The organism is Anoxybacillus andreesenii (assembly GCF_030813005.1).
In the GTDB taxonomy this organism is placed as follows: domain Bacteria; phylum Bacillota; class Bacilli; order Bacillales; family Cytobacillaceae; genus Robertmurraya; species Robertmurraya andreesenii.
Map to the genome: position 1 here is coordinate 12552 of NZ_JAUSTU010000031.1, position 18565 is coordinate 31116.

At 39.7% G+C, this 18565-nt stretch carries 20 protein-coding genes and 1 pseudogene; 8 read left to right on the plus strand and 13 right to left on the minus strand.

Annotation, left to right across the window (positions count from 1 at the left end):
* Positions 1–3: 3 nt before the first annotated feature.
* Positions 4–987, plus strand: a complete 984-nt coding sequence (locus tag J2S07_RS19255; RefSeq protein ID WP_307152048.1) for a YeiH family protein — start codon at positions 4–6, stop codon at positions 985–987.
* A 15-nt stretch (positions 988–1002) separates the two neighbouring features.
* Here the strand turns inward: J2S07_RS19255 and J2S07_RS19260 are convergent, their stop codons facing one another.
* From J2S07_RS19260 to J2S07_RS19275, 4 genes are all read right to left on the minus strand, one after another.
* The gene (locus J2S07_RS19260; protein WP_307152028.1) at positions 1003–1848 is read right to left on the minus strand and encodes a 2OG-Fe(II) oxygenase; all 846 of its coding nucleotides are present in this window, start codon (positions 1846–1848) and stop codon (positions 1003–1005) included.
* An 81-nt stretch (positions 1849–1929) separates the two neighbouring features.
* Positions 1930–3138 (minus strand): hypothetical protein, encoded by a 1209-nt coding sequence (locus J2S07_RS19265; protein ID WP_307152029.1) that lies wholly within the window; start codon positions 3136–3138, stop codon positions 1930–1932.
* 172 nt (positions 3139–3310) lie between these two features.
* Positions 3311–4126 (minus strand): ZIP family metal transporter, encoded by an 816-nt coding sequence (locus J2S07_RS19270; RefSeq protein ID WP_307152030.1) that lies wholly within the window; start codon positions 4124–4126, stop codon positions 3311–3313.
* 258 nt (positions 4127–4384) lie between these two features.
* Entirely contained in the window at positions 4385–4831 is a 447-nt protein-coding gene (locus tag J2S07_RS19275) for a hypothetical protein (RefSeq protein WP_370872895.1), read from the minus strand.
* Between the two features lie 147 nt (positions 4832–4978).
* On the opposite strand from J2S07_RS19275, the gene J2S07_RS19280 reads away from it, so the two are divergent.
* Positions 4979–5746, plus strand: a complete 768-nt coding sequence (locus J2S07_RS19280; protein ID WP_370872893.1) for a DUF2268 domain-containing putative Zn-dependent protease — start codon at positions 4979–4981, stop codon at positions 5744–5746.
* A 104-nt stretch (positions 5747–5850) separates the two neighbouring features.
* Complete coding sequence (locus J2S07_RS19285; protein WP_307152033.1) at positions 5851–6105, plus strand: hypothetical protein; 255 nt, start codon at positions 5851–5853, stop codon at positions 6103–6105.
* A gap of 99 nt (positions 6106–6204) precedes the next feature.
* Here J2S07_RS19285 and J2S07_RS19290 read toward each other — a convergent pair whose 3' ends face one another.
* Together J2S07_RS19290 and J2S07_RS19295 are read right to left on the minus strand one after the other, a co-directional pair.
* A complete protein-coding gene (locus tag J2S07_RS19290; RefSeq protein WP_307152034.1) occupies positions 6205–6573 on the minus strand; it encodes a rhodanese-like domain-containing protein in 369 nt (122 codons plus the stop codon).
* 10 nt (positions 6574–6583) lie between these two features.
* Positions 6584–7501 carry a VOC family protein gene (locus J2S07_RS19295; RefSeq protein WP_307152035.1) on the minus strand — a complete coding sequence of 306 codons (918 nt, stop codon included), beginning with the start codon at positions 7499–7501 and terminating at the stop codon, positions 6584–6586.
* 251 nt (positions 7502–7752) lie between these two features.
* Here J2S07_RS19295 and J2S07_RS19300 point away from each other — a divergent pair, with 251 nt between their 5' ends.
* Positions 7753–9381, plus strand: coding sequence for an FAD-dependent oxidoreductase (locus J2S07_RS19300; RefSeq protein ID WP_307152036.1), 1629 nt, complete (start codon positions 7753–7755; stop codon positions 9379–9381).
* A 39-nt stretch (positions 9382–9420) separates the two neighbouring features.
* On the plus strand, positions 9421–9873 hold the full coding sequence (locus tag J2S07_RS19305) for an SRPBCC family protein (RefSeq protein WP_307152037.1): 453 nt from the start codon (positions 9421–9423) through the stop codon (positions 9871–9873).
* Positions 9874–10036: 163 nt separating this feature from the next.
* Here J2S07_RS19305 and J2S07_RS19310 read toward each other — a convergent pair whose 3' ends face one another.
* The 3 genes from J2S07_RS19310 to J2S07_RS19320 form a co-directional block, all read right to left on the minus strand.
* Positions 10037–10663, minus strand: coding sequence for a TetR/AcrR family transcriptional regulator (locus tag J2S07_RS19310; RefSeq protein WP_307152038.1), 627 nt, complete (start codon positions 10661–10663; stop codon positions 10037–10039).
* Positions 10664–10789: 126 nt separating this feature from the next.
* A complete protein-coding gene (locus tag J2S07_RS19315; protein WP_307152039.1) occupies positions 10790–11455 on the minus strand; it encodes a hypothetical protein in 666 nt (221 codons plus the stop codon).
* The gene (locus J2S07_RS19320; RefSeq protein WP_307152040.1) at positions 11442–11966 is read right to left on the minus strand and encodes an RNA polymerase sigma factor; all 525 of its coding nucleotides are present in this window, start codon (positions 11964–11966) and stop codon (positions 11442–11444) included. The genes J2S07_RS19315 and J2S07_RS19320 overlap by 14 nt, the downstream gene beginning before the upstream one ends.
* A gap of 255 nt (positions 11967–12221) precedes the next feature.
* On the opposite strand from J2S07_RS19320, the gene J2S07_RS19325 reads away from it, so the two are divergent.
* Positions 12222–12791 (plus strand): hypothetical protein, encoded by a 570-nt coding sequence (locus J2S07_RS19325; protein WP_307152041.1) that lies wholly within the window; start codon positions 12222–12224, stop codon positions 12789–12791.
* 145 nt (positions 12792–12936) lie between these two features.
* Here the strand turns inward: J2S07_RS19325 and J2S07_RS19330 are convergent, their stop codons facing one another.
* The gene (locus J2S07_RS19330) at positions 12937–14331 is read right to left on the minus strand and encodes an L-cystine transporter (protein ID WP_307152042.1); all 1395 of its coding nucleotides are present in this window, start codon (positions 14329–14331) and stop codon (positions 12937–12939) included.
* A gap of 217 nt (positions 14332–14548) precedes the next feature.
* Between J2S07_RS19330 and J2S07_RS19335 the strand changes: the two genes are divergently transcribed.
* Positions 14549–15496: an SDR family NAD(P)-dependent oxidoreductase gene (locus J2S07_RS19335; protein ID WP_307152043.1), complete on the plus strand. Its 948-nt coding sequence runs from the start codon at positions 14549–14551 to the stop codon at positions 15494–15496.
* Positions 15497–15628: 132 nt separating this feature from the next.
* On the opposite strand, the gene J2S07_RS19340 is transcribed toward J2S07_RS19335, so the two are convergent.
* Both J2S07_RS19340 and J2S07_RS19345 read right to left on the minus strand, forming a co-directional pair.
* On the minus strand, positions 15629–15955 hold the full coding sequence (locus tag J2S07_RS19340; protein ID WP_307152044.1) for a type II toxin-antitoxin system PemK/MazF family toxin: 327 nt from the start codon (positions 15953–15955) through the stop codon (positions 15629–15631).
* Positions 15955–16236, minus strand: coding sequence for an AbrB/MazE/SpoVT family DNA-binding domain-containing protein (locus tag J2S07_RS19345; protein WP_307152045.1), 282 nt, complete (start codon positions 16234–16236; stop codon positions 15955–15957). The genes J2S07_RS19340 and J2S07_RS19345 overlap by 1 nt, the downstream gene beginning before the upstream one ends.
* A gap of 249 nt (positions 16237–16485) precedes the next feature.
* Here J2S07_RS19345 and J2S07_RS19350 point away from each other — a divergent pair, with 249 nt between their 5' ends.
* Positions 16486–17118 carry a LysE family translocator gene (locus tag J2S07_RS19350; RefSeq protein WP_307152046.1) on the plus strand — a complete coding sequence of 211 codons (633 nt, stop codon included), beginning with the start codon at positions 16486–16488 and terminating at the stop codon, positions 17116–17118.
* A 141-nt stretch (positions 17119–17259) separates the two neighbouring features.
* Here the strand turns inward: J2S07_RS19350 and J2S07_RS19355 are convergent.
* Positions 17260–18471, minus strand: a pseudogene (locus J2S07_RS19355) (methyl-accepting chemotaxis protein); the annotation flags it as partial.
* Positions 18472–18565 lie beyond the last annotated feature (94 nt).

An 18565-nucleotide genomic window follows, 5' to 3' on the forward strand; every position in this document is an offset into this window, starting at 1 on the left:
AAAATGATGCTTTGGATGATGGGGGTTTCCTTCACCTTTGTGATTGCTTATACCGGTTCCTTACTGGCCAAGTTACCCGGATTTGACCATGTCGGTTTATTAGCCTGTGCGATCCTTCTTGCCATTATCTATCGGCAGTTTTTTGGGTATCCCGAGGCACTTCGTGAAGGCATTTCATTTTCAACAAAGAAGCTATTGCGCTTTGCGATCATATTGTATGGCTTAAAGCTAAATATCCATACGGTATTCAACGATGGGATCGGTCTGCTCATTCGCGATGCCGGTGTGATTGCTTTTGCTATCGTCGCAACAATGGCCCTTGCCAAAGTTTTTAAGGCCAATAAGATGATCTCTTTATTATTAGGTGTGGGAACAGGGGTATGTGGTGCCGCGGCCATTGCGGCTGTTGCTCCGATTATTAAGGCAAAAGAAGAGGATACGGCGATGGGGGTAGGAATTATTGCGCTCGTCGGAACGATTTTTGCCGTTACCTATACCCTGCTACGGCCTATTTTGCCGCTGTCTCCGATTCAATATGGAATCTGGTCAGGTATGAGTTTACATGAGCTTGCCCATGTCGCCTTGGCCGCTGCCCCTGGTGGTGAGGATGCGCTTGCCGTTGGCCTACTTGCAAAACTGGGGAGGGTATTTTTACTCGTTCCACTATGCTTTATAATCATGTATGTAATCAAAAGGAAAAAGGAGCATCAGCCAACATCCGATAACAAAATCCCATTCCCATGGTTTTTAATCGGCTTCATTCTAATGAGTCTTTTCGGAAGCTATATTCTGGGAACCCATATTCCCGTAACAACAGAGGCGATGAATGGGGTGTCAAGCATCACAACCTGGAGTTTGACGGCTGCTATGGTCGGTCTTGGTTTGAACGTTAGTCTCCATGACCTCAGAACAAAAGCCCTCAAGCCCCTTATTGCAATGCTTGTCACATCTATTTGTCTTAGTCTATTAACCTATTTAATCGTTTAATTTTTTAGAAAAGCTCTACGAATAGATGGCTCTTTGTCTGATCCATTTGGTTGCGACCCATTTCTCTCCCTTGCTTACAGGAATGCTGCTATGGACAGACATGCGGTCAACCTGACCGAGGCTATTCCCATAATGAAAATAGACAGCCGTACCCTTTTTCGGAACTATCGATGCTCCGATTTTCGGAAAAACGGTTTCGCCACCTGCTTCAACATCGTTGAGATAAAGGAGCAGGGTCCCAACCCTTTGTCCTCCCTTATCCTCTTGAATTCGATGAGGGGGGAAATAATCAAAATGCGCCTTATACTCCTCGCCCACCTGGTAATTCAAGACCTGAAGGCCTTCTCCATTCTCTACTGGAAACCCGGTCAGCTCGGCAAACCTCTCTTCCAATCTCGTAATAAAATCATTTTCATTGATAGAGAAGTACATTCCCTTACTCGTTCTCCCAGGTACCGTGCGCTCTTCGCCGGTGCTCGCATCAACTACTCTAGATGGCTGCAAGCGCTCTCTCGATAGCTCGATCAATGCATCACATTCCTCTTCACTTAGAATATTATCTAAATGAATAATACATGGTTTCTCAATTCTTGATAGAACCTTAATTTCTCGATCCCCTGCATGAATCGTGTTTCCCTTCTTGGCAATCTCAGGCAGCTCGTACTGATAGGGACCTTCTGCACTTTCAGAGGTTTTAATCGCTTCATTTCCAACGATACGAAAAAGACTTTCATAGGCGAACCTTGGTTGAAAACCCTTCTTCACAAGGGCATCCGCAATCACAACAGGGCTAACCCCACTATTTAAAGTATCAATAATCCAATCCCTTAGCTCATTTGAGATTTGCTTAATGGTTCCCATCTTACTTCCCCCTTACACCACAAAATCAGTGTTTCTAGCATTCATTCTACCATAGTAAAGCGGTTTCAAGCTTACTAAATGCTACTGTTGCTTGAAGAAGGAAATCCACTTTATTACAATTCCTACAAGTAAAAAGACGCTTGCGATCAACAGTCCTTCCGTTAAAAAGGAGAGGCTCGGAAGCTGCAGCCATTGTAGCAAGCCCTGGGTGAAAAGGATGATTTCATTGAGTAAAAGTCCCACAAAAAAAAGGATAAATCCAACGTGAAAGAATTTACTCGAACGAATAATCCCCACCATACGATATTGTGTGATAATAAAAATACTCACAAATCCTAGCAGGGTTAAATGTAAGTACCCGATGACAATGCTTCTCGTATCATAGACAAGCTCAGCTAATCCCGGCGATATGAGCCCTAACTCCATCGTGCTTTTTGCGAATAACAACAATAAGGTGAGCCCTAGCAAGATGACAATCGATTTCGAGTACTGCTGAAGAAAAGACTTCCAAACCCTCCTGCAAGCAAACAATAGCAGCATGATTCCGATCCATTGTCCAATGCTTCCTACAAACGCAAGGATTTGTGCGAGAACGCCTAAGTCGACCCAGAGGACACTTAAGAAATAGCCTGGAAAAAGGGACAGGAAATAAATCCAAAAGGCCGCTTTGACAAGTCTAGGAGGCAACGCAATTTTTTCCCTATCGATAATCATGATGAACATTCCGAGTAAAAATAGAGTCAGCCATCCATTGTATTGAAAATGCAGGTAGAAATAAATCGCCATGTCAAAAAAATAAGAATCCTTTAACCCATTTGCCGATATATACCCGAGTGCAAATGGACCGATGGAGGAAATAAATAAGGTGAGAAGCGATGCTTTAATAAACAACAATCCTGATTTAGGAGCATCCCGCTTAACTTTCAGCTGGCGATACATGAAAATTGCGGCCCAATATTCAACAAAAATGTGAATTGTGGACATGATGATGGAATAGATACCATAACCTTGATATAAAAATGCGCCAAACATGCCAATTGAGATGATCAAAAGGGTCCAAGCAATCATCTTAGCCTGCTTTTTCTGTTGAATCGTTGACCAATAAGTGGCCAAAAAGATCACAAACACCGCTAAAAAAGCCCAGCCAATTATCGCTAAATGAGAGTGGGCATGCAAAATATTCGTATATGTAAGGGAGAAGGAATGGAACGGATAGAGTCGCATCCAAACACCAGATAAGGCTGTGAGAGTAAAAAATAAAAACGTAAAATGAACAAGCGATCGCGGCAATGTTGCTCCTCCTTTGTAAATGTCTTCAATTTGATGCTGCAAACAAATTCGAGCACATCCTATTATACACTTTGTCTAACGCAATTTGGATTGACATTGGTCACAAAAAAACTGGCTATATGCCATAACATATAGCCAGCTGCTCATTTATTTTTTGATGAAAAGAATTCATTTACCCCAACGCCACATCAAGAATCATCATTACGACAAAACCAATCATCAAGCTCATAGATGCTAAATCTTTATTACCTTTTTCCTGTGAACCTGGGATGACTTCTTCCGCTACTACAAAGATCATCGCACCTGCAGCAAAGCTTAATGCGTAGGGAAGTAATGGTTCAACAAAGGCAACAGCAAATGCACCAATGACAGCAGCAATCGGTTCGACCATCCCGGAAAACTGTCCATATAGGAAGCTCTTCCTTCGTGACATCCCTTCTCCTCGTAATGGCATGGAAACAGCGACCCCTTCTGGGAAGTTTTGAATCCCAATTCCGAGTGCCAGTGTCAAAGCCCCAGCAAGAGATGCCTCCGTACCCCCATTGGCTAGTGCCCCGAAAGCAATTCCCACCGCTAACCCTTCAGGGATATTATGAAGTGTGATCGCAAGCACCAAGAGCGTGCTTCTCTTCCTCTCCCTTGGATGGTAGCCTTCAGCTGCTCCAATGGGTGAATTCGGATGAAGATGGGGCAGTATTTTGTCAATTCCCCACAAAAAAACTCCACCTAATAAAAAACCAAATGCCGCCGGGAACCAAGAGCCAATCGCATTATCAGCAGACATTTCAATTGCGGGAGAAAGCAGGGACCAATAGCTCGCTGCAATCATCACACCGCCCGCAAACCCTAACATGCTATCTAACAGACGCTGGTTAATGGTTTTTGTAGCAAACACGAGAGCAGCCCCTAGAGCTGTCATGCCCCATGTAAATAAAGTAGCTATCAGCGCTTGAGTTATAGGCGTCAAATTATAAAAAATATCCATCATAGCGCAAGAACCCCTTTAAATTTGGAAAATGATTTCAGCAATATTGCCTATAGGAAACATTTTAAGCCTGAGTCAAACAATAGTCAATTTTTTTATATTCATGTGCAACAGTGTGAGTGGTTTAAGGTAACTTAAATGATGAGGAAAACAGAGTGATCAAGTAGAAGAGGTAAATGGTGAATAACTACAAATTTTGAAGTTGGAGGTTAATGGTCTATGATGAAGAAGTTATTCATCAACAGCCCACTAACCCCGCGTTTACTGACTTCTTAGCTTTTCATATAGGTACTGTACCCCATATAATAAATAGGCTTTATAGTGCAGATACCAAAAAAACTGGACATGGTTTAACCGATTGAGCCTAATAATTTTAAATCTTTTCAAGATATCAATCAGAAGAAATGCAAAAAGCCCATCCGAAATTACATTTATCAGTACGAACTTTTTAAAATTTCCATATGAGTATTTTAATATCCACATGGACAGCGGCATATAGGGTCCAATGCTAAAAGGAAGCTCATCCTTAAAAAAGGATTTGCGCTTATCATAGAATTTCCACCATTTCCTTTTATGACCATATATATGATTGATGATCTCGAAAATGACAATGATAATTCCAGCGAAGGAAAACCGCTTTATATGACTCTTTCCCAGAAACAATAAGGATAACCACGGAATGATGATAATCGAAAAATTAAAAACCATATGCCTTTTTTCTCTCAAAATACTTTCACCCCAGCCTTCTTTTTCGATTCTTTTTTAACGTATCCAAATCACGGAGAAAAAAACATATTACCTCCATCAATCTTTTTCATATGATATGTAGAATCATCCACAAATGGGGGTATGGTTTTGATTATTAGAACGGATAAATGGCTTTTGAATTCCTATGACAAGCCTCTTGAGCTTTGCAAACAGTTAATCGGATTATTTGAAAATGCAACGACCTATGAAATCTATGAGTATCTAGTCCTGCACGGAATGTATCAGCCCGATAAAGATGGGAAAGAGCAAGTGAGACAATTAAAAGAAAAGCGAATTTGGGATATTGTAGTGGAGGAGGAAAAGAAGCTTCAGCAATTATGGCATGGTCCAGATATTCCTATTTTCATTTTTCCTTCCGATGCACATAACGAAATCTTGAAGCAAGAATTTAACGGAAAAGCAGGTCTTGCCTTTAAAGATAAATTATTTCTATTTATCTCTACGGATAACAGCGAAATGGAAATTCGAGCCTTACTGACGCATGAATACAATCATGTTTGTCGTCTAACCCATTATCAAAAAGCGGAAAAAGACTATGTACTACTGGATACACTTATTTTAGAAGGATTGGCTGAAAGCGCTGTCCTTGAACGGTTCGGACAGAGCTATTTATCGCATTGGATGTCCTTTTATTCAGAGGAAGAACTAGAACAAATGTGGAGAACAAAAGTATCTCCCTACATCCATACAAGAAAATCTAGTATTGATCATGATGAAATTCTATATGGACTACCTGATTCCCCTAGGATGTTAGGATACTGTGTAGGTTATTATCTGGTCCAAAAGTTCATAAAAGAACAGCATTCGACAGTAGGTGAATTACTCAACGAGCCTTCTCAAAGCTTTTTGAAGTAGCGACATTCGCCATAATTCCACGATTAACTCAGAGTATTTGTCCACTATTTTTATGAGTAACCATCATAAGATGGTATATACTCATAGGAATGGAGGAATTGTATATGTCAGTCCAGCATTTTCATGCCATGTGTCATAAATATAGAGGAAGAGCTGTTGAAATTAGAACTCATGACGGCAGGGTGCATAGAGGTATTATTCATCAGGTCACTCCTAACCGTGTATACTTGCAGCCACTTGCAAGACGGCGAAACTTAGGTGGATTTGGTTACGGGTTTGGCTGGGGTTGGGGATGGGGCTTCGGTATTGCAATCGGAGCAATCGCGGCCATTGGTCTGTTGTCGCTCTTCTGGTGGTAAAGAATTAGATCCAAAAGCTTGGGCTCTTATGGAAAAGAGCTCAAGCTTTTAAAAGTCATCTCCCAACTTTAGGGATTGGAAAAGCTACTATTCTTTTGTTCATTTTTCAATTTCATCGTCCCAGGTGTTCATCCCGCCCGTCATATTATAAACCTTCTTGAAACCTTCCTGAACTAAAAGCTCACTCGCTTGAGCAGAGCGGTTTCCACTTCGACAAACAACTAGATAGGTTTCGTCCTTATCTAATTCACCCAGTCTGCTCTCTAATTCCTGCAATGGAATCAATGTTGCTTTCGGAATATGCCCTTCTTCAAATTCTTCTGGTGTTCTAACATCTAATACGACAGCCTCGCTATGGTCCACCAATTTCTTAGCTTCTTCTGTCGATAAATTCTTATATCCATCCCCACTACATGCGGAAAGAATAATAGCAAGAAAGAAGATGAGCAAGAGGCCCGTTCTTTTCACCTATAATCACCTATTTCCCCTCATATTCTTCCTTTAACTTCGCAAGATCAAACTTCTTCATTTTTAGAAACACCTTCGTTACACGCTCCATTTGCTCCGGTGTACCATTGAACATCATCTCGTCCATTTCCATAGGAACAATCTGCCAGGAGAGACCGTACTTATCCTTTAACCAGCCGCATTGCTCTGCTTCCGGAACGGCGGAGAGCTTCTCCCAATAATAATCAATCTCTTCTTGTGTGTCACAGTACACCATAAAAGAGATAGCCTCATTAAAGTTAAATTTATGCTCCCACGCACTGTCCATTGCTGTAAACCACTGATTTTCTAATCTAAAATCAGAGAACATGATTGTCCCCTCTCTGTCAGGCTCCGACCCTTTAGGATAACGGGCAATATGCCCTTCCTTCGAATTTTTAAATACTGACAAATAGAATTGAAGCGCCTCCTCCGCCTTCCCACAATTATCATTGACGAACAAAAGCGACGGCAATATCGGAGGACGCTCTTCGCCTTCTGGATTCGTAAGAATTAATTGCCATGACACTCCATACTTATCTTGAATCCAGCCATATCTCTCACTGAATGGATATTTATCAAGCGGCATTAATGCGAAGCCACCCTCAGACAATTTGTTCCAAACCTCATCTAACTTTTCTCTCGCATCCTCTATTCGTGATGGGTCAAAATTCACCATAAATGACACTGATGGATTGAGCTTGAAAATTGGCCCAGCACTGATTGCCATGAACTTTTGCCCCCAAATCTCGAAAGAAACTTGATCACTATCGCCCGATGGTGTGTCGTGGAGTGTTGTAACACTCACAATTTTCGAATCCGGAAATACCGAGGTGTAAAACTCTGCTGCTTCTTTTGCCTCCTTATCGAACCATAGATGCGGAACAACTCTTGGATTTGTATTGTTCATCACTTTCCCTCCTAGTTAAAGCTATCATTTAATTCTCTTAATTCTCTCACAACTAGCTAAAATCCTTTTTTCCATTTTCGCTACCTATTAAACATACGGCTTCCTTGGAAGCACAAGAATCACCCCTATTGCCGAAGTAGTTTAAAATTTAATTGTATAATGTACTATTTTAAACTTGAAAAAATAAAAAACTTTTAGGATAATCTAATTAATGATAGTGATACTATCAAAAATCAAAGGGGATGATTTGTATGTCTAGTTCCATTCCAACTCATTGGGACAAAGAAGTAGATGTCATAGTATTAGGGACAGGTGGTGCTGCATTAACTGCTGCTGTAGCCGCTTCTGAAAACGGTGCCAACGTCCTTGTATTAGAGAAAACTCATCAAATTGGGGGAACAACTGCATTCTCAGGTGGTGTACCATGGATTCCACTTAATCATTACATGAAAGAAGCTGGCTTTGAAGACAATCGTGAGGATGCAATAAATTATATTAAACGTTTGGCACTTGGTAGAGCAGATGACCATATGATCGAAACCTTCGTCGATAAAGGCCATGAGGTAATTAGGTTTTTACATGACCATACGCCTGTAAAATTTGTCATGCCAAAAAGTTATCCCGAATATTATGCGCGCATGGATGAAGCATTAAAGCACGGAACGCGTTCATTAGACCCTGCACCCTATGACTTAAATGAAATTGGCGAATGGGGCCCATTAGTACGACAAAATCCTCTCTTCCCTCCGCTTACATTAGAAGAAGGTGGAGCAGTAGGCGGGATTGACTTCCAAGTGGTTGCTGAACGGATGCAAAATAATATTGTCACCATGGGTCGTTCATTAATTGCATCATTATTTAAAGCTTGCTTAGATCGTGGAGTTGAAACCTTAATTGAAACAGCTGGGAAAGAACTAATCATAAATGAAGATGGACAAGTTGTTGGTCTAATTGCTGAAACAAAAGTTGGTGAAGTCTTACGAATTGCTGCACGCAAAGGGGTGGTTCTTGCTTCAGGTGGATTCGAATGGAATAAGCAATTAGTCAGAGCCTTCCTCAAAGCAGAATTTACCCATCCAGTCACACCTCCTGGCAACGAGGGAGACGCACTAATGATGGCCATGAAGGCTGGTGCTGCACTTGAAAATATGAGTGAAGCATGGTGGTATCCAGCGATGGTCGATCCAACATTTGAGTACGAAGATAACGTGATGGCACAGCTTGGTAGCGGCCGTATGGGTCCCAACTCCATTGTCGTGAATAAATACGGACGCCGCTTCGTCCATGAAGGAACAACCTATAACGATATGCCAAGATCTTTCTTTAATTATGATCCAGTAAAGATAGAGTTTCCAAACGAAGCACCTGTATGGATGATTTTTGACCAACAGCTTAAGGACAGTCAATTAATTGTTACCATGACACCTGGTGACCCTGCTCCAGAATGGGTAGACCAAGCAGATTCTATTCGTGAGCTAGCTGAAAAAATTGGTGTTGACCCAGATGGTTTAGAGGATGAAGTCCGTAAATGGAACGAATATTGCGAGCAAGGTGTGGATCCAGACTTCCATCGTGGAACAATTCAATTCGAAGCATTAACAAACGGAGGCGGAAGCCCCGCTAACAACCTTGGGAAAATTGAGAAATGTCCATTCTATGCACTACCAATCTATTTAGGTGCACTTGGTACAAATGGTGGACCAAAAATCAATGAAAATGGACAAGTTGTTAACTTTAGAGGAGAGCCGATTAAAGGCCTTTATGCTGCTGGAAATGCTTCTGGAAATCCACTTGGCCCAATTTATCCAAGCGCTGGCGGAACCATCGGACCAGCAATGGTATTTGGCTTCTTAGCAGGACAGCACGCAGCAAATTCTTAATCCAAACAAACTCTAAATAGAAGCAGGAAGGTGCAAATGATGCCACAAGGAACTCATACAGTAGACGTACCATTAGATATTCAAACGATTTGGAATTTCGTGCATGACATGAACAACTGGGCTCCACTCGTTCCAGGATATATTGAACATGAAATCTTGAGTGATCGAAGGTCCACATGGGCTTTCAAGGGTGACTTAGGGTTCATGAAAAAGACCGTCAAGCTACAAATTGACATTCAAGAATGGAACGAGCCTTCCGAAGTAACCTTTGACTTAAAAGGCCTGTCCGATAACTTTAAAGGCGGAGGCTATTTCCGTGCAGAAGCCATTGATGACAAGACAACAAAAATGTCAGGACATCTTGATATTACCGCTGGTGGTATGATGGGGGCAATGGTCAACCAAATTTTAACGAAGTTTGTCCCGCAAACAGCAGAAGAGCTTACAGAAGCGATTGTGGAAAAACTACTAGAAATTAATCTAGTAAAATAACAAATAGGAACTTTTCTCAAACAAAATGGAAAAGTACTAATTATTCTATCTGTATTGCACAACTAGTATAATAAAGAATAGTCTGCATTAGGTACGCCATTCCAAAACTACAATACTTACAATATAGCATAAACAAAGCGGTCTCACAGATGGAGACCGCTTTTTATTGGGTTGAATTCTTCAGGAAGGAGATCATAAATTTTTTTACCATCATTAGTTCCTCCTTACTCGGAACAGGAAGAATGGTATCTGGTAGAAATGTATATAGAGTATATTTTTTTACAGCTGTACCAAACATACTAAAGATTGTATTCCAAACGAACTCGTCACTGATGGAAAGCTGAATGCTCCCATCCTCTTTTCCTTCCTTAACAATTTCAGCAACAATAGAGCTAATTTCCCCATATGCCTTTTCAATTTCCTCCAACATGCTCTTCTCAACCGGGACAAAGGTAATATATAGTTCAAAAGCCTCCAGGAGCTTTGTCGTTTCGCGATATTCTTCGGAAATGAAATCAATATAGGCAGTTAACACGTCCTCCATCTTCTCTATGCCTGTTTTATTAGACTGGGTAATCTCTTCAAAACGAGGGACCTGTTGTTCGATCGCTTCCTTAACAACCTCAATAATTAAATCCTCTTTCCTTGGGAAATAACGAAATAATGTGGCCACTCCCACCTTCGCTTCATCTGCGATATTTTGCATCGTTGTATTTTCAAACCCATATTCAGCAAATAATTTCCTTGCTGCTGAGATCATGCTCCTACGTCTTTCTGCTTTCCTTACCAAATGATCACCTTCTTTAGTGATATTATACACATTGTGAACTGTAGTAGCTTGTTTTAAAGACAGTTTTATCAGATTTCTTTAAAACTTTAAAGTTATCTACTGTCCCCCAGTCATATCCAAATAAGTTCACGGCAAATTATTGACTTTCCACACTCCGCCGATGTCACTTTCATTTACTCTTACAACTTCTAAAGTAACTACTTCATCCCCATGTTTGATTGGTGTAGAAGACTCATCATCTACTCCTGTATAATTTTCATACAACCATACATGAAAATGATATTCCCCTTCCTCTACCTTTTCCTTTCCAACAATTTCAAAAGAATGGTGATATGGATTTGAAGTTCCAGTGAAATACATAACTAGATCAGAGGAATCTGTTTTTCCTATTAACTCTTCTGTCAGGAGCGTTTGTCCGAGCTCGGGATCCCTCTTTTGCCAAGCTATTAAAAATTCATTAGCTGTTCGGAGAGCTTCCTTATAATCCGTAGTAACTACAATATTGTCTTGTTCACCAATTATTCCGATGTCGTTTTGGCCATCTGAGGAAGGGCTATTTAACAGATCTTGAAGCGAATTTTTCAACTGTGGGCCAGCTAGAACGATTACTAAAAAGGCCATCGCAATAGTTGCCAGATAATATTTTACATGAATTCGATTTTTCGATAAGGAATTTTTATTCATCCTTTGATTGATTTCGTTCAATACGTAATCATTTTCTTTATCGGACATGGTGATTTTGTGATTCAAAGATTTGAAATCCTTCTCCAATCTATTTTCAGAGTGTCTCATGGACATATCCCTCCTCTTCTAATACCTTTTTTAAAGCTGACATTCCTCGAAACAAGGTAGTCTTCACTTTACTTTCTGACCATCCCAAAATTTCTGCTGTTTCATTGATCGAAAACTCTTTAATTTTCCTCAGGATGATCACATCACGATAAGAACGCTTTAATTTATTCAAAGCAAAGTACAATTCCTTTTCTGTTTCACTTAGGATGGTAAGTTGTTCTGGGGTAAATTCAACAGCCTTTAAGGTAGGATTAATGTCAAATAAATAGGAAATCGGCTTTGTCTTCCGGAATTCATCAATGGTAATATTGCGAGCGATTCGAAATAGCCAACTTTTTATATTTCCTCCTTGAAACGTATAATATTTCTTATAGGCTCGTAAAAATGTATCTTGCAAAATATCTTTTGCTAGCTCATGATTCCCAACCATAAAAAAAACGAAGTTATATACATCCTGACTATAGGAATGATATAAATCATTAATCTGTTGCTTAACCAACTGTTGATCCAATTTTATCGCCCCCTTCTCTTTATCTACTATAGCCTGTTTTCTATAACAACGAGCACCAGATAAAAAGGTTACAGTTGGATATCAAGCTCCATCAAATTTGATTCAAAGGAAAGAAAACAGCGATATTTATTTGCCTCGTCAAATTGGCTGAACAAATATTAAAACAGACTGGAAATCTTATATAAGAGATTCTAAACGGTTTCATAATTTAGTAATATGAATGAAAATACTTGATTTGTAATAGGAGCGATGGGGATGTATAGGAAAATTCTTTTCACTATATTTTGTATAGGGCTCGTTGTGGTCATTTACTTCTCTGCATCACGCCCAAGTGAGCCTGCTAATTTTATTATTCCTGCCACATCCTTGGAAGAAAATATATGTGAGAAAGTATCAGCACAATTTGGTGATTGTAAAAAAATCCTTTTATTCGATGCTAATTCACATTTAGTTTTTGCCGAAAGCAGTTCGGGAATCATTCCTGTGCTTACCAATAGAGAGTTCACCCATTTTAAAAAGTTCATTTATCCAATGATGGATTTTCAAGAATTTGACGAGGAAAAGATCGAAAGAGGATTAATAGACTGGCGAGCTGATAATCATGTCCAAGAGGATATTTCCATTATATACGGATTTGCCGCAGAGGATGCAAAGACGATAGTTATAAATAGTGAAGGTAATGTCCAGCCAAACAGATTTTTCGTTCGGGATAACTTGTGGGTTTGGTATGCTGTTTTTCAAAAAGATCAAGTTACATTGCCAGTTGAAGTCACTGTTTATAATGCAAATGGTGAAATTATTTACGGAGGAAATGAAACGGAATAGTGTAGACATACAAAATAAGAAAAAACATGTACAGTATGGCTGATTCCGGGGTGTTGCCCCAAAGAACTGAAGACATTTATTCATATTATTGACTCAAAAACATAAAGAAGTGCTGTCCTTAAACTCAAGGGCAGCACTTTTTTGATTAAACCTCGACTACATGATCTAGGCTTGTTTTTTCGTTATATACTTTTTCGTTAAAGTCGCCGGTAATTTTACTTGTTAAAATACCAGATGTCATGCTTCCGCTTACGTTCAAGGCTGTACGCCCCATATCGATAAGTGGCTCAACAGAGATTAATAACCCGACGATAGCCAAAGGTAAGTTCATGACGGAAAGAACGATTAAGGAAGCAAATGTTGCTCCACCGCCTACTCCTGCTACACCAAATGAACTGATGATCACCACTAAAACCAAGGTGATAAGGAAACTAGGATCTAGCGGATTAATTCCGGCTGTTGGAGCCGCCATGACAGCTAGCATCGCTGGGTAGATTCCTGCACATCCATTTTGCCCTATCGTTAAACTGAAAGGACCAACAAAATTTGCAACCCCTTCTGATACACCATATCCACCTGTTTGGGTCTTGATATTAAGTGGTAATGTACCTGCGCTTGAACGAGAAGTAAAGGCAAACGTTAAGGCAGGCATCCCTTTTTTCACATAGGTTGCAGGATTTAATTTGGCAAGACTAATCATGACTAAGTGAATTAAGAACATGGCAATGAGTGCTACATACGAAGCAATCACAAACTTCCCTAGGTTCACAATCGCTTCATAATCACTGGTTGCTGCTACCTTTGTCATTAAAGCTAATACTCCATATGGAGTCAGCCGTAGGATTAACGTGACAATGCGCATGATAATGGCATATAGAGCATCCACAATTTTTGCAAATAATTCTGCTTGTTCTTGCTGTTTCCTTCTTACACCTAAGTAGGCAATCCCAAGAAATGATGCGAAAATAACGACCGCTATGGTTGACGTTGGGCGTGAACCCGTCAAATCTGCAAACGGATTCGCTGGAAGGAAGGCTAGAATTTGTTCAGGAATAGTTAGATCCTCAACCATTGCGGCCCGTTCAGTCAATTCTACATTACGAGCCGTTTCCGCCTCACCTGCTTGGATCTGAAGTCCTTCTAAACCAAATCCAAGGGCTGCTCCAATTCCAATTGCTGCGGCAATCCCCGTTGTGACTAATAATATCCCAATCCCATATACACTAATTTTACCAAGGTTCTTGGAAAGTTTGACCTTTGTAAATGCACCCACAATGGAGATAAATACTAATGGCATGACCACCATTTGCAACAATTTCACATAACCAGAACCAACAATGCTGAACCATTCAATCGTTGTTGAAGTAACTTCAGATGTTGTTCCATACAAAAGATGAATAATGAGACCAAATAATATCCCTAGCCCAAGTCCAGCGAATACACGTTTCGAGAATGACACATGTTTCTTTTGCATCATAAAAAGGCCAATAATAAGTGCGAAAAGGATAACGATGTTAAGAATAACAAGAACCGTATTCAAGATAGCCCCTCCTTAAGTTGAATTAAATTAATAATCATGATCCCTGCTTAATCAAAAACAGGTGTATCCATACTATAATATAAGAAAACCAATTGGTAAAGTATGAATTAAAATTTCCCATGGATATATTCGTGATTTCTCTCGTGTTTGATAAAATGGAAAAAAAGATAATATTTGGTCCAAATGCTTTTCAGTGGGAGAAAGGGGAAAAGAATAGATGGGAAAAGGGAAAATTGTGATCATCACCGGAGCAAACTCAGGAATTGGGAAAGCGGCTGCCTTCCTGTTTGCAAAAGGGGGACATACAGTCATTATGGCATGCCGCAACCTTGAAAAAAGTAGGCCTGTTCAACAGCAAATTTTAGAGGAATCCAAAAACGACAAGGTTGAGCTAATGGAGCTCGATATGGGTTCTTTTGCATCCATCTGGAAATTCTGCTCTGAATTCAAGGAAAGGTTTGAAAGATTGGACATTTTGATACATAATGCCGCTTATTTTAATCATGGTTCGAAATACCGTCTGAGTCCTGACAATATTGAACTTACCTTTGCCACAAATACATTCGGACCATTTTTCATGACTGAATTATTGCTGGAGCACTTGAAAAAGTCCGAGGATGCGAGAATCCTTCATGCCTCTAGCAATATTGTGAAACATTTTTTTGATTCGAAACGAAAAATTGATTTTGACCGCTTAATCGGAGAAATGAAAGATACGAGAGGATTCAGTGTTTATGACATGTACTGTCAATCCAAGGCCGCCCTTGTTATGCTTACTTTTAAAATGGCAGAGGAATATAAGGAACAGAGCATTAAGGTCAATGCACTCCAAATAAATGGTGCGAAGATGTCTAAAGAAACCCTCCAAAAAGTAACGGCTGGATGGCGAATCATTGCAAGAATCCAAAACCTCTTCTTCCCTCCTGCAGAAAAAATGGCCGACATCTACTACAATATGTGTACATCAGAGGAATATCAGAACATTACAGGAAAGCTCATTAATGACAAGAAGGAAATCATGACTAGAGGAGTCGATAATCCCAGCCCACTTATGCAAGTAAAACAATTGACAAGAAATAGCTTCTATCCTAAGTATGTAGCTCAAAAAGAGAACCAGGAGAAAATTTGGAGTTTGTGTTTGGAGGCTGTGAGGACTTTTAGATAAGGCGGAACGCACCAGGCGAGGGAATTGGAGAAGAAAATATCGTTTCTTCCTTGAATGGTTGTTTTCTTCCTGAATTATTTTTAATCAGTTCATGGCCCAGGGTTTTTGACGAGGCCTAAAGGGGAAAATCCATTATAAAAAAGTATGAATCTTGGCCAAACAGTCCTCTACTGTTTCTTGAGGAGCTTGTCCTTTTATTTCCAGTTTATGCACTTTCCAGTCCAAGTTTTTTACTTGATCTGTCAATATAACACCTTGAAAAACCAGATCTTCAGGGAGTTGCACCTCATAACCCCAACCTCTGACAGTATTGGTAATTGGACATATAGAAACAAAGCCCGTTACCTCGTTGAACGATTTTGGAGACAAGACAATGCCTGGCTTTTTTCCTACTTGTTCGTGTCCTGCTTGCGGATTGAAATTGATATAAACAAGATCGCCACGTTCCGGTGCTGCCATTAGATGAGTTCCTTCCCTTCTACTCCAAAATCAATTTCCTCATGGCGATTTTCCGGATTACATTGTGCAAGAAGATCCTCTAACGAATATTTTATTTGCGGTTTCTTAGGCATTAAAATTATTTTCCCTTCTTGTTCAACTAAATCTATCTCAGATCCTTGTTGAATCTTAATTCGTTCCGCCATATCCTTTGGAATCCTTACTCCAAGACTGTTTCCCCACTTTTGAACTGTAGTCGCTACTGTCATAAAATCCACCTCATTTTCTTTGTTTATATCCATTCTACTTCCTCCAAACTTTTTTGTATATACTCAGTATATACAAGCGATGAAATCATGATTCCTAGAAATAGGAAGAAAATGAGAAAAACAAAGGTTGACCTTCCCACAAATAAAAGTTTCTATTTAATTAATAATCTGACTTATTTATAATACATTGTAAGAATTACAGTTTAAAGGATGTTTTCGTATTGTATTTTTCAAGAAAACAAACCTGTTGTTATGAAATGACCTAGGTTAGGAAGGTGGAACATGGAGAATTTCTATCTGTTTGTTCTTATGTGTATTTTACTGATTATTTTGCCTGGTCCCGATACAGCCATTATTACAAAAAATACGCTCACCGTTGGGCGAAGTGGTGGTCTTAAGACCGCTTTCGGGACTTGTTGTGCCCTTCTTATCCATACTTCTGCTGCTGTGTTAGGCCTATCAGCCATCATTGTGAAATCGGCGTTATTATTTTCTATTTTTAAATATGTGGGTGCAATTTATTTAATTTATCTAGGTGTTAAAACATTATGGTCCTTGAGGAAAAAGGAAGCAGCCGCAACGATGGATCTAAACACAAAAAGCCAGTTTAAACATACATCTTGTTTAAAACAAGGGTTCCTGACGAATATCTTAAACCCCAAAGTTGCTGTCTTTTTCTTAACCTTTCTGCCTCAATTCGTGGACTCTGGAAGTAATGCTTTAATACCATTTCTAATAATGGGGATCACCTATACTGTACTAACTGCCATATGGTTTTTATTTTATGTCTCTTTAATTAATCAAATTAGCACTTTTATGAAAAAACCTAAGGCACAAAATATGATTGAAGGCATCACAGGTACCATCCTAATTGGTTTTGGTATCAAACTAGCCCTAGAAAAATCCTATAATTAATTTTTGTATTCATAAGAGAAGACCCTGATTATGCTAAATCGAGGGTCTTATTTTTATCGTTTTCCGAAACAGAAATAACAAAAAGATGTCGGTAGTCAGACAATTCGAATTGTAATCGAGCTTTATCAAAATCTATATAGTTCAGTACTTGAACTTAGAAATTAAAACATTTAGTTCCTCCGCCATGGAGGAAAGGGATTTCGCTGAAGCAGAAATCTCCTCCATCGATGCTAACTGTTCCTCTGTAGAGGCTGCCACTTCTTCCGATGTTGAAGCATTTCCTTGTGCAATTAAAGACAATTCATTTGCAGTTGTAGAGACCTCTTGAAGCGCTGCCGACATCTGTTGGGCAGTTGATGAGATTTCCTCCATTTGTGGCGTAACTTCTTTTGTACTCTGAAGAATTTGATTAAATTTTTCTATCGCTTCATGAGATATTTCTACTCCTTCTTGAACATCGTCGGTAACACGTGCCATCACTTGAACAGATCTTTCTGTATCCTCTTGAATTCCTTGAACGATTTCATGAATCTTCTGGGCTGAAATTTGAGACTGTTCAGCAAGCTTCCTCACTTCATCGGCAACGACAGCAAATCCCTTCCCATGCTCGCCAGCCCTTGCAGCTTCTATTGCTGCGTTTAAAGCTAGGAGATTGGTTTGGTCTGCAATATCTGTAATTACTGCCAAAATAGTCCTTACTTCTTTGGAACGCTCGTACAAGGATTTAATCATAGTATTCGATTCCGCGACGGAATTCTGAATAGAATTCATTTGGTTAACTGTCATTGTCACAGCTTGTTCGCCAACTTCTGCTTGCATCGTTGTTTGCTTAGCAAGATCCGAAACCTCAAGTGAATGATGGGCAATTAAGGCTATCCCCTCAGAAACTTCCCCTAAGACGTGAGCATTTTTCTCCACACCTTCTGTTTGTTTTTCTGCACTGCTCGCCACCTCTTGAATGGAAGCTGATACTTGTTCCGTAGCGCTGGCTGTTTGGTCAGCACTTGCGGTTAGTTCTTCAGCAGAAGCTGCAACTTGATTAGCATGATGTTCCACTTCACGAACCAATACACTTAGGCTCTTTTGCATCTCATTAAAGGCTAATCCCAATTGGCCAATTTCATCTCTCGATTTAACCTCAATTTGCTCTGTTAAATCTCCTTTACTAACCGTAATCGCTTTTTCTTTTAGATCTTTAATCGGTTTTAAAATAGATCTTGTAATGAAGACAATTATTAATGCTCCAATAAGTAAAGCCATTGCGATGATAAAGGCTGTTTTTTTCATAATGGGTGCAGTTGCATTATTAATCTCAGATGAATATAGGTTCCCTCCTATTTTCCACCCCGTTGTTGTTATTAATCACCCTGTTTGTCGGTAGTTTCGGAACCGACAATGGCGGTGATTTTTTTAATTTTTAACCGTCATTTTCGTTGACGATATATAT

What these genes read in the sequence shown, in the direction of transcription:
- J2S07_RS19255 (WP_307152048.1), top strand. Translation starts at nt 4, where the DNA reads ATGATGCTTTGGATGATGGGGGTTTCCTTCACCTTTGTGATTGCTTAT.
- J2S07_RS19295 (WP_307152035.1), bottom strand. Translation starts at nt 7,501, where the DNA reads ATGAACAATACAAATCCAAGAGTTGTTCCGCATCTATGGTTCGATAAG.
- J2S07_RS19340 (WP_307152044.1), bottom strand. Translation starts at nt 15,955, where the DNA reads ATGGCAGCACCGGAACGTGGCGATCTTGTTTATATCAATTTCAATCCG.
- J2S07_RS19285 (WP_307152033.1), top strand. Translation starts at nt 5,851, where the DNA reads ATGTCAGTCCAGCATTTTCATGCCATGTGTCATAAATATAGAGGAAGA.
- J2S07_RS19260 (WP_307152028.1), bottom strand. Translation starts at nt 1,848, where the DNA reads ATGGGAACCATTAAGCAAATCTCAAATGAGCTAAGGGATTGGATTATT.
- J2S07_RS19325 (WP_307152041.1), top strand. Translation starts at nt 12,222, where the DNA reads ATGTATAGGAAAATTCTTTTCACTATATTTTGTATAGGGCTCGTTGTG.
- J2S07_RS19305 (WP_307152037.1), top strand. Translation starts at nt 9,421, where the DNA reads ATGCCACAAGGAACTCATACAGTAGACGTACCATTAGATATTCAAACG.
- J2S07_RS19335 (WP_307152043.1), top strand. Translation starts at nt 14,549, where the DNA reads ATGGGAAAAGGGAAAATTGTGATCATCACCGGAGCAAACTCAGGAATT.
- J2S07_RS19270 (WP_307152030.1), bottom strand. Translation starts at nt 4,126, where the DNA reads ATGATGGATATTTTTTATAATTTGACGCCTATAACTCAAGCGCTGATA.
- J2S07_RS19315 (WP_307152039.1), bottom strand. Translation starts at nt 11,455, where the DNA reads ATGAGACACTCTGAAAATAGATTGGAGAAGGATTTCAAATCTTTGAAT.
- J2S07_RS19345 (WP_307152045.1), bottom strand. Translation starts at nt 16,236, where the DNA reads ATGGATATAAACAAAGAAAATGAGGTGGATTTTATGACAGTAGCGACT.
- J2S07_RS19350 (WP_307152046.1), top strand. Translation starts at nt 16,486, where the DNA reads ATGGAGAATTTCTATCTGTTTGTTCTTATGTGTATTTTACTGATTATT.
- J2S07_RS19275 (WP_370872895.1), bottom strand. Translation starts at nt 4,831, where the DNA reads ATGGTTTTTAATTTTTCGATTATCATCATTCCGTGGTTATCCTTATTG.
- J2S07_RS19300 (WP_307152036.1), top strand. Translation starts at nt 7,753, where the DNA reads ATGTCTAGTTCCATTCCAACTCATTGGGACAAAGAAGTAGATGTCATA.